At 42.6% G+C, this 10,691-nt stretch carries 9 protein-coding genes and 1 riboswitch; of the genes, 7 read left to right on the top strand and 2 right to left on the bottom strand.

Annotated elements, in window-relative coordinates; translation table 11 throughout:
* Positions 1-47: 47 nt before the first annotated feature.
* Positions 48-3,935 (bottom strand): stalk domain-containing protein, encoded by a 3,888-nt coding sequence (locus AC2TF5_RS22005; protein WP_491299255.1) that lies wholly within the window; start codon positions 3,933-3,935, stop codon positions 48-50.
* Positions 3,936-4,219: 284 nt separating this feature from the next.
* On the opposite strand from AC2TF5_RS22005, the gene AC2TF5_RS22000 reads away from it, so the two are divergent.
* The 7 genes from AC2TF5_RS22000 (at position 4,220) to AC2TF5_RS21970 (ending at position 10,077) form a co-directional block, all read left to right on the top strand.
* Complete coding sequence (locus AC2TF5_RS22000) at positions 4,220-4,612, top strand: phosphotransferase (protein WP_491299254.1); 393 nt, start codon at positions 4,220-4,222, stop codon at positions 4,610-4,612.
* Positions 4,613-4,709: 97 nt separating this feature from the next.
* Entirely contained in the window at positions 4,710-5,090 is a 381-nt protein-coding gene (locus AC2TF5_RS21995) for a phosphotransferase family protein (RefSeq protein WP_491302964.1), read from the top strand.
* A 217-nt stretch (positions 5,091-5,307) separates the two neighbouring features.
* Complete coding sequence (locus AC2TF5_RS21990) at positions 5,308-5,640, top strand: CPBP family intramembrane glutamic endopeptidase (protein ID WP_491299253.1); 333 nt, start codon at positions 5,308-5,310, stop codon at positions 5,638-5,640.
* A gap of 375 nt (positions 5,641-6,015) precedes the next feature.
* Positions 6,016-6,852 (top strand): GNAT family N-acetyltransferase, encoded by an 837-nt coding sequence (locus tag AC2TF5_RS21985; RefSeq protein WP_491299252.1) that lies wholly within the window; start codon positions 6,016-6,018, stop codon positions 6,850-6,852.
* Between the two features lie 297 nt (positions 6,853-7,149).
* Entirely contained in the window at positions 7,150-7,779 is a 630-nt protein-coding gene (locus AC2TF5_RS21980; RefSeq protein ID WP_491299251.1) for a TetR/AcrR family transcriptional regulator, read from the top strand.
* Between the two features lie 24 nt (positions 7,780-7,803).
* The gene (locus tag AC2TF5_RS21975; RefSeq protein ID WP_491299250.1) at positions 7,804-8,343 is read left to right on the top strand and encodes a GNAT family N-acetyltransferase; all 540 of its coding nucleotides are present in this window, start codon (positions 7,804-7,806) and stop codon (positions 8,341-8,343) included.
* Between the two features lie 463 nt (positions 8,344-8,806).
* Positions 8,807-8,964, top strand: a riboswitch (FMN riboswitch).
* Positions 8,965-9,093: 129 nt separating this feature from the next.
* A complete protein-coding gene (locus AC2TF5_RS21970) occupies positions 9,094-10,077 on the top strand; it encodes a DMT family transporter (protein ID WP_491299249.1) in 984 nt (327 codons plus the stop codon).
* Positions 10,078-10,243: 166 nt separating this feature from the next.
* On the opposite strand, the gene AC2TF5_RS21965 is transcribed toward AC2TF5_RS21970, so the two are convergent.
* Positions 10,244-10,531, bottom strand: a complete 288-nt coding sequence (locus AC2TF5_RS21965) for a hypothetical protein (RefSeq protein ID WP_491299248.1) — start codon at positions 10,529-10,531, stop codon at positions 10,244-10,246.
* Between the last annotated feature and the right edge of the window lie 160 nt (positions 10,532-10,691).

Here is a 10,691-nt window from a genome sequence, read left to right as displayed (position 1 = left end):
GGATGAAGGCTGTTTGTATTGATTAGGTGTCGTTATTGGAAAGAATGCTACGGTGTAGACGGTGTAGTAGGTGTAAAAGTAGGTGTTGATGGCTTGGATACGGCAATAACTTCTTCAGCTTTGTTTACTGAAAGGACTACTACTTTATACTCTGTATTTGGCAGTATACTTTGATTGAAAGCATCTTTTACCGTTGAAATAGTTATTTTCTCTGAATAATTCTTACCATCTTTTGTTGGTGTAACTTTAGCTGCATGTACTCTGTTTGTTGTGTTTGATTTAACTGCTGTCTTGGAAGCAGCAACTTTTTTCGGATCCCAGCTGTTGTCAGGTACCTCTTTAAGAGCGATCAATATCTCATATGAATCGATGTTGCTCTCATTGCCGGCAGGTTTAAAGTCCACTTGCAAACTATCCTTATCATTGTCATTGATAGAAGCCTTTACATCAATGGCTTGTGCGGGATCTGTAATTGTGAATTCAGTAGCAACCGATAGTGCGTTTTTGGTTGTTTTCTGGTCCATGGCTACAGCAAGGACGTATACTTTGTAAAGTGTATCCGTAGTTATGGGATTTCCCTTCACATCTTTAGATGCAAATTTAATATTTACTTTCAGTGGATTTGAAGGATTTACTGGAGTAAATATGTTATCTTTACTCGCTGCTTCAGCTTCCTCGAACTTTTGGACAGATGGTGGTACTACCATAACACGATACTCTTCTATATTTGTGTTTTTATTTGACGATGAAAACGTGACTTCGATATCCCCGTTGGTTTTATCCACCTTCGCCGTCACCTCCAAAGGAGGTGAGACCGGTACTCCTTTTAGCGTAAAAGGTTTCGATGGGACAGACAAATTGTTGCCTTCGTTACCGTCTTTGCTGACCGAGAGAACAAATACTTGATAAGAAAATGTACTATCGATGCTTTTATTGTTAATATCTTTCACGTTAGGAGCTAAGCTTTCATCGATATTGGATCCAGATCCCAATGTGCTCACTGATGTATAGTTGCTCACGCCACTTGCTTTGTCAATCGTGAATTTATCTGCCTCAGATTCCATAACTACAAAAATCTTATAATTTCTGATGTTTTTAGTATCATCTGGTTCAGTAAAAGAAACAGTCAATCGGTTTTCAGTGTTTGGTCCCTTATCAGTTACAGTTACACCTGTGACCGGATTGACCGGAGAAATGCTGTTTTTCAGCGTTATAATTTTGGACTCAGGGGACAGTTCAGAGCTATAACTACCGCTGCCAACGGACATGACATATACCCGGTAGGCGGTGCCAGTTTTAATTTTTTCCCCGTCCACATCACTAGCTTTGGAATCAAGCGTTAGAGAGATTGCACTGTTAGATTTGTTGCTCACATCAGTATATTTGCCGCTTCCTTTTAAATCATTTGCTCTCTCTAAATTGAATCCTTTTGGATCGTTCGCTTTAACAACGAATATTCGGTAGGCACTAATGTTGTTGTAATCCAAAGTCCGATCGAATGATACCTTCAGACCCGGCCCGTTGTTATAGTCACTTACGTCCTGAACAGTTACGTTGGTTACGGGATTAACTTTACTTTTGTTAGCAAGCGTAATGTTAGAACCTGTCATTACGTTATCACCAGAGTAATTACTATTGCCTACTGACAAGATATATAAGCGGTAACTGCCGCCGTTTCGGATAGAATCCCCATCTGTATCCTTGCTATCATAGGACAAGGACTTGGTGATCGTGTTGTAGCCTGTTTTATCGATTTTCGTGAAATAGCCACTGGAGGTAGCAGCGTTCGGATTAAAGTTGCCCACCTTAGACGATTTCACAAATAACGCACGGTACTCGCGGATGTTGTTCTCATCAGAAGCACGAGTAAAAGATACCTTAAGATCCTGTCCGTTGTCCGTTACATTTAAATTGGAAACGGCTTTTACAACATTACTATTTCCACTGAGTGTGATGATTGAAGAGTAAGATGACAACGCGTTGTTACCGGAGTAATTACTATTGCCGACCGACAAGATAAACACGCGGTAATCAGTGCCATTCCGGATGTAATCTCCGTCTGTATCACGGCTTCCCGATTGCAAGGATTTGGTGATAGTGCTGGAGCCTGTTTTATAGATATCCGTGTAATAGTAACTGGATAGTCTGTTGGCATCATTCAGATCAAAGTTACCCGCTTTATTCGATTTTACAACGAATGCACGGTAATGACTGATGTTATATTCATCCGATGGACGGGTGAACGAAACCTCTAGATCCCGGCCGTCATTATTATCGCTAACGTCCCTTACATAAAGATTGGAGACAGAGCCGACATACGAACTGCCGCCGTTGTTATTAGATAAAATAATATCGCTCGAAACGGAAGACAGGTTATTGTTTCCATTATTGTTGCCCGAACCAACGGACATGACGAACACCCGGTAATAAACTCCGTTTCTTATTGAGGATCCGTCAACATCTCTGGCTCCGGAGGATAACGTTAGAGAGATGTTATTTCCGGTCTTGTTCACTTGTGTGTAATTGGAGCTGTATACCGAATTCGCTTTGTTCAAATTGAAATTGTGATAGTCAGATGATTTAACCACAAAAATTCGGTAAGACCCGATACCTGACTCATCGGATACCCTGTTGAAGCTTACACGCAGATCGCGTCCATCGCCATAATTGCTCACATCGGCTACTTGAGTGATGACAGGAGCAGTGGTGGACCCTGTAGATAGCGTGATCGAAGCCGAACCGGAAGACAGCTTGCTGGCTAACGTGTTCTCATTGCTGCTCACGGACATAACGAACAGAGTATATGGTACTCCGTTCTTAATATACTCGCCGGAAGTATCACGTGTAGATGAGCTCAAAGTAGTTGTCAGCGTTGTGCCGCTACCACTTGTTTTATATACGGTTGTGTAATACTGACTTGGTACGGATTTGGCCGCTGCCAGATCAAACTTGCTGATATCTTTGGTTTTAACAACCATAATTCTGTAATTGGAAATGAGATCTTCTTTCTGAGCACGGGTGAAGCTTACTGAAAGATCCCGCCCGTCACCATAGTTGTTAACATCGTTCCCCTTCACATTGGTGGCTGTTTCAACGGCATTGGTATTTGTCAGTGTAATGGATGATGATGGCGAGGATAACGCGAATTCGCCGTTATATCTTCCAGCAGTCAACACGTAGGCCGTATATGCTTGGTTTTCACGAATGTAATCTCCGTCGACATCACGGGCACCTGAGGTAAGGGTAACCGTATTACTAGATCCGGTTGGAAATACTACGGAATAGTTGGATGATGGAACCATTCGCGCTGCTGATTGATTAAAGTTGTATGACTTCTCCGCCTTTACAATCATGACCCGGTATTGAGCCGCACGTGATTCTGTATACGACTTGGAGAAGCTGACCTGAAGGTCCCGTCCGTCACCGTAATTTCCAATATCTCTTACGGTTACATTAGAAGCAGGCGAGAGGCCGGTATCAGGAACTGGAACTGGTCTGCCGCCGTTCGAAGTTGTAGTAATGGATACGGTTTTGGTTTTGGAATTCCATCCGACCTTCTCACCTAAGGATTCACTGACGAAGCGTACTGGCACCATCGTTGCACCTTTCAGGTTTTTGGCAGGAACATCGAGACTAACACTTTGGTTGTTAATTGTTGCTGTTTTGGAGTTGATCTTCAATACGATCTTTGTGTTGTCTCTTACAGCGGTGACCGTCTGTGCTTTCTGATTCCATGTAATCTTAGCATCCAGCGCTTCGAAAATGGCCCTCATAGGTAGCATGACACGGCCTTGGATCATAACCGGATCCTGATTTGTTGCTAATCTCACCCCGTCAATTAAGATGTTGAATTTTACTGCTGCTTGCGCCTGTGACTGGAATAGCATAGGAATAATAAGTAGAGCTGATAACATAGCAGCCCAAAACTTCCTCACACGCTTGACCTCCTTCAAAATTAAACGATTGTTATTATTTTCCTCACCTATAAGACGCTGTAGGAGGATGGAAAGTTTCAACAATTGTGCAGTGTTAAGAAAATTTTAAGAAAAATGATGAAAGCATTACAAAAAGCCACCAAAATAAGGAGGTTTTTGGATGGTTTATTCATAATTGAGAAAAAATGTTCGATACCTTCCCAAGTGGTTTCATTCAGGCGACCATACGTATATATCCAATGAGCTGAGAACATGAATAATATCAAATGGAAGGAAGATCACGGTTGGAAAATCCTTTACGCAGCATTCAGTGGATCGAGAAAAGGGATATTTTGGACCATTTATTGCATCAGGTAAGCATTATAACAACTCATCCTATGGAACAGGGTTTTGAAGCGGAAGTAACAAAGTTACATTCAGATCAAGGAAGTTTTGTATTAAAAATATGGAACAAAAGCTCTAGACCGAATATTTCCCTTCAATATAGTTTATTGAATGCTTTATTTGATTGTGGTCTTCCCGTATCGAAGCCGGTGGGTTTTGGGAAATATCAAAACGCTGACTACGTGTTATTGACCACCTTTGATGGTGCACCTATTACCAAGGTGAACAAAATGAAGCTGACAGATATAGCTATGATTTTATCCAAAATACATACAATTCCAGTGAGGAGCTAGGACCGATCCAGCTTCCAACGTATGATTTTAAGGATTACTTTTATCCGGGAATCCAGATCATGCTGACTTGGACCAGGCATTCACTCATCTTGCTGAAATGACCTCAATCAAGCAGGAACGAGTCATACACGGTGATTATCACTTGAGAAATATACTGGAACATAATGATCAATTGACAGTTATCGATTGGACGAACGGAAAATACGGAGATCCCAGATATGATTTTGCATGGTCACTTGTGCTGATCAAGATATACTTGTCAGAGCGGAATGCTTCCGTGTTTAGTTCTGCATATTTATCGCAAAATGAAATCCGACCGGATGAACTTGCCGTGTTTGAGGCCATGGCATGTCTCAGATGGATATTATTTCATAGAAATGGTGGTACGCCCATTGAACCCAACACGCTGAAGAAGGTTAGAAGGCTTATCCATGAGAATCCGAACCTGAAAGAATTGGAGTTTTACGATATTACATGAATACGAGAAAAAATATAATTTCAATGGTAACGATGATTGTAATTGGATGTATCGCAATGGCTTATGTAGATGCTGTCATCTCTCCAGAGTATGCGGCGAAATCGGTCATTAAAATCTTTATTTTCCTAACGTTTCCGCTTGGTTATAGTCTCATTAGTAAAAAGGTATCTTTTAGGCCATTATTCAAGTTTGAGAAAAAAGAGATGCGGGCAACTTTGTGTTCGTCGCTATTTATATATCCATTGTTAACTCGTTGCTGGAGGAGTTTTTCTTTCGCGGTTTTGCTTTTCTGACGTTGAAGAAGCTGACCGGACGCAAGTTCGCTTATATATTCAGCGCAGGTGCGTTTTCCGTGTATCATATTGCCATGATGACGAGCTGGTTTACGGTTCCACTATTCATAGTGTTAATTGTAAGTTTGTTTGTAGCAGGCTTGTTATTCAATTGGTTGAATGAAAGAAACGGGAACATTTACACATCGTGGCTGGTTCATATGAGTGCTAACCTTGCGATTAATACCATCGGGTTTATTTTGTTTGGATTAATATGAAGAAGCAGTCCATTCATGGAAAATAGTACCTTTCGATACATTGGTCTGGTATACTGATTTTGTAGTTTTTTAAAACTTACCTCACCTTAAATGGACGGAGGCTTTGATTGAATGTGCTACTGCATCGCATTTTTTCGTTTGAGATAGTGTAAGGTACAGAACATTTATGCCCTTTCATTTTTTGTAAAATGAACGAGGGTTATTTGATCTGTACCTTTTTTAGCTCTCATTTACGAAAGAATGCGGTGCTTTTTGTGTTGAAAAACAAAAAAACGCGGAGCAATACGAAATAACGTTTCACCAAAAAATAAATTTAGGCGAAAACATCCAGTTTCGCAGGATGAGTCGGCCTTATGATAAAGGACGTGTATTCAAATGTATTTAATGAAAGAACGTAATGAACGATTGGGTGAACAGCTGCTTTGTATGGACAGTGATGCCATGTTTGCAGGAGTCGTATCGGGGCATAATCCCGGTGAGGTGTGGGTGGACGATCGTGATCATCCTTCATCAGCTCTCGTCTGGTCGGGTGGTCTGGAGAGCTTTTGTTTTATGGGGCGCCCTTCATCGCGAGTATCAAATGCGACCTTGGGAAGGTTGATAGACGATGAAATCATTCCGTTTCTGAAAGAGAAGGATACTCATTATTTTGAATTTTCGGTGGATAGTGAGGGGTGGCAGCCGATTATTCAGGATACACTCGGTAGCCGGGATTTGAAAGACAGTTATCAATATGTATATAAGTCAAATCCGATTGCAGGACAGGATCAAAACGGTGAACAATCCGTTTTTCCGGAATCATTTACGGCTGTCCGGTTAGATGCACGGCAGCTTGATGAATGGGAACGAAATGGAGCGGGAAATGCTGACTTTTTAGTTCAGTACATTGAACAGTATTGGGGAACGGTAACCGACTTCTTGGCTAAAGGACACGGTTACGCTGCCATTACTGACCGTAATGTTATCGCGAGTTTGGCAATATCCTCTGCGAAGTTCGGCATGACCCATTCTATTGGTGTAGAGACATTAGAGGACTATATGCGCTTGGGACTGTCGAGCTCGCTTGTGAAGCTGCTGTTGAACGATTTCCATGAGCATGGGATTATGGCATGGTGGGACTGTATGGACAGTAACATCGCCTCGCAAAAAACAGCCGAAAAAGCAGGTTTGGTGAGAACGCATCGTTATAAAATATACTGGCTTACGTTTTGAGCGGAAATCTGAAAAATAAACGGCTGTCCTATAAGCGATAATAATTAGGACTTATTAGAAAAAACAAGCAGGTCGCTTGAGGATTAATCCTTAAGCGACCTGTTTGTTAAGTAGATATGCACAAAAGTAGCGGAGAGGACGAAGCGATTGTAGGAACGATTCGTACTCGCAGCGGCTCATAACAGACAACCTTTTCCTTTTGAGAGAATTCATTGTTGAAAACCGACACTCATGTCGGTTATAATTAAATTCACAAAACGACATTCGTGTCTATTTTATAAAGGGGGTTAGGAAGAGGTGTCTCCGAGAGTGAGCGAACAATACAAGCAGCAGAAAAAAAAGGACTTGCTGAGGGCGGCTAAGCAAGTGTTTACTACCAAAGGGTATCATCAAGCTACGATGCAGGATGTGATGGATGCAGGTGGAGTGTCCAGAGGGGCGCTGTATGCCTATTTTGACAATATTGAACATGTCTATGAAGAGCTGCTTCGGTTAGAGGATGAAGAAGATGCTTTTTCTTTTCAAATCGAAGATGGCGCACAGACGTACTGGAAGCAGCTGGCTGAATGGCTCTTTACGCAGCAGAAGGGGATGGAAGCCGGAGAGCCATCGCTTGCCTTGGCTAATGCTGAGTACTTTTTGTCGTTACATTATCGAACGGATTCAGAAAATGAGAGTTACATGAACATGCGTTACCAGAGACTGATTGAGGTACTAACCTCATTTTTTCAAAAAGGAGCTTCACAAGGCGAATTCAACCCCTGTGTACCTGTAGGTCATATTGCCCGGTATCTTATTTCATGTATGGATGGAATCGTACTTAATACCGCCCGCTTGGGTCATGAAATAACAAAGGTAGATGAACAGATAGAAATGCTGGTGTTTTCTTTGGAGTCCATGTTGTTCCGGGACGGAATAAGAGATTGAACATATTAGGAAGGAGAATAAGCGATGCTATTTGAATCTGCTAGAATTAAATTCCGCAAGATGACAACGAATGATGTACAGTTGTACAACGAATGGAGAAATGATCTTGAGGTCATGACAACGACCAGTCCTTCACTGGATTTGTATACTGAGGAAGATACACACGAATTTGTCAGCCATGTGATTTTGGGATCTGACACTTCCAAAAGTTATATCATCTTGGACAAGCAAAGCGATCGGCCGATTGGCATCATATCTCTCATTCAGCTGGATTACAAAAACCGCAATGCGGAGTGTATTATTGATATTGGCGAAAAGGACTACTGGGGCAAGGGCTATGGAACCGAGGCGCTTCGATTGCTGCTGGATTATGCATTTTTGGAGCTGAATTTGCACAGGGTTTCTTTAAGGGTGTTCTCATTTAATCAGAAAGCGATACACTTATATGAAAAAATAGGGTTCAAGCATGAAGGGGCTTCCCGGCAAGCGATCTTCCGGGACGGTGCATGGGGCGACATTGTCCAGATGGGGATTCTTCAGCATGAGTATGTGACAGCTAGATAATACGCACCGTAAAGCAGGCATGTTTCATGTCTGCTTTTTATTGTTATACAACCTTTTAAAGAGAAAAGAGTAATTTTGGTGATGTGGACGGAGACGGAATCAGCGAAAACATGAACATACAGGAGGTAGGCGAGGAACAAGCGCTAATCAATCGCCAAAATCCCCGGATCCTGCCACCCGTGCAGTGTATGACAAAACGTATCAATATTTAAAGGGGACCTATCGACCATAGGGATGTTAGAACTGGAGACAAATTAAAGGTTGTAACTTATCGATATACACTATATAATTCTCAGTAACAAACTTATGTTATGAAATTAACATGATTTTCTGCAAAAAAATTGTATTTACATGAAACTATTCGTGTTATAATTTCATTGTGATCTTTGTATCAGCGGATTGTCATAAATTTTAGTATCATAAGTTCAAGTTAATTATGCATTACAAAATATAATAAATGAATATGGATCTTCGGGGTAAGGTGAAATTCCTGACCGGCGGTGATGGTGCGTTACTTGTGAATGTGCTTCAGCCCGCGACTCGCTGTTTCGAGATTGAGATGGCGACTGACTTGGTGTAATTCCAAGGCCGACGGTATAGTCCGGATGGGAGAAGATCAAACATGAGTTTGTCGCGGGCTTTTTTAAGCTTTCGGCAGGCTTATTTGGTCAGCCCCCGTATTTTTCGACATTGTCGATTACGGGGGCTTTCTGCTGGTAAGACTCCGTATTCAGGACAGGAGACAGCAAGATGGAAAATGTAAGCTCAAGTGTTAAGATGCAGCCGACCTCAACGGCGAAAGAGAAAAGCAGCTTTAAAGGTGGATTTTGGCTGGTTGTATTGGGAGCGGCTCTGTGGGGTGTAGATCCCCTGTTCCGGATCATTCTTTTGAAAAATATGACTTCCTCTCAAATCGTACTGCTTGAACATATTATTATATCTCTTATTGCGATACCGGTTATTTGGAAAAATCGTCACGAGTTCAAGAGTCTCGGCTGGCGGCATGTCGGCGCGCTGCTCTTCATATCATGGGGCGGCTCAGGTATAGCCACCATCCTGTTCACGATGGGACTGACGAGCGGGAACCTGAACGCCGTGCTATTACTGCAAAAGCTGCAGCCGCTGTTTGCTATTATTTTAGCCAGTCTGCTGCTTAAGGAAAAGCTTCCACGTCATTTTTCGATGCTCTTTATTTTGGCACTTGGCGGTACGTATTTACTGACCTTCGGGTTCACTCTTCCGATTGGCCATTATAGCGAGTTTATTCAGGTCGGAAGCCTGCTCTCACTCGGTGCTGCCGCACTGTGGGGCGGATCGACAGTGATGGGACGTTTGATGGTCGGTCAGATGAAATATGAGACGGTCACGTCTCTGCGGTTTGTTCTGGCTCTTCCGCTGCTCAGCGTCATTACATGGAGTGAAGGAGCAGCATGGAATTTGCCGGCTGCCGGAACAATGGATTTTGCCGCGGTTATGCTTAATCTGATCGGTCAAGCACTGCTGCCGGGCTTGCTTAGTCTGCTGGTGTATTACAAAGGACTTACGACAACGAAAGCATCGGTAGCGACGCTTGGGGAGTTGAGCTTCCCAATGGTAGGGGTGCTGATTAACTGGATCGTGTTCCGCGAGGTTATAACTTACGCCCAAATTACGGGCTTCCTGCTGATCTGGTTCGCACTGTTTGTAATTTCCAGACAATCAGATTCCAGCTCTCTGGCGGGAGAGCAGGGATAAGAATATGTGTGTGAACAAGCTGTCGAGACAACTCGGCAGCTTTTTTTAAGAGAGAAGTACAAACTTCGGAGCAAACGGCATCCTTGTCTCGCAAGAAAAACTACAACCAATGGGTGGTTTTCTTGTTCTCTTTCTTCCCGCAAATTAATTGATCGAGCATGTATCGTCACTTTAGCAGCTTGATCTCATCTGGTGTCACCAAATACGTATAGATCGTTTCCATTTGCGGCCCTTCGCCGTTTTCCGGCTCGCAATTTTGTTTCACTGTCACAATATAATCCGTCCCGGACTGCTGTGTGTCTGTTATCGTATTGAACGTCTGGAGGCTGTTACTGCATTGCGGTACGAGCTTCAGCACCTTTTCTTCCGCCGTATCACGGGTAAACTCCTCTGGGACAGTGCATCCGGTTGCCGCCATGAAAACGATGAGCAAACACCACAATAAACGTTTCATCTGAACCTCCTTTTAATCCACAATGAATATCAATGGTCCTCGTCTGGATGTATGATGTATAACGTTTCCGAATTGCAAAATGTTGCTCTCTCCTGCAGATCTGGTTAGTCATGATTAACATTGCGTCGGACCCAATTTACTGGTTGCTTCTCTACTTCCG

Source organism: Paenibacillus sp. JNUCC 34 (assembly GCF_058269055.1).
The sequence above is the reverse complement of the archived record's forward strand: the minus strand, read 5'-3'. Positions and strand labels throughout refer to the sequence as shown.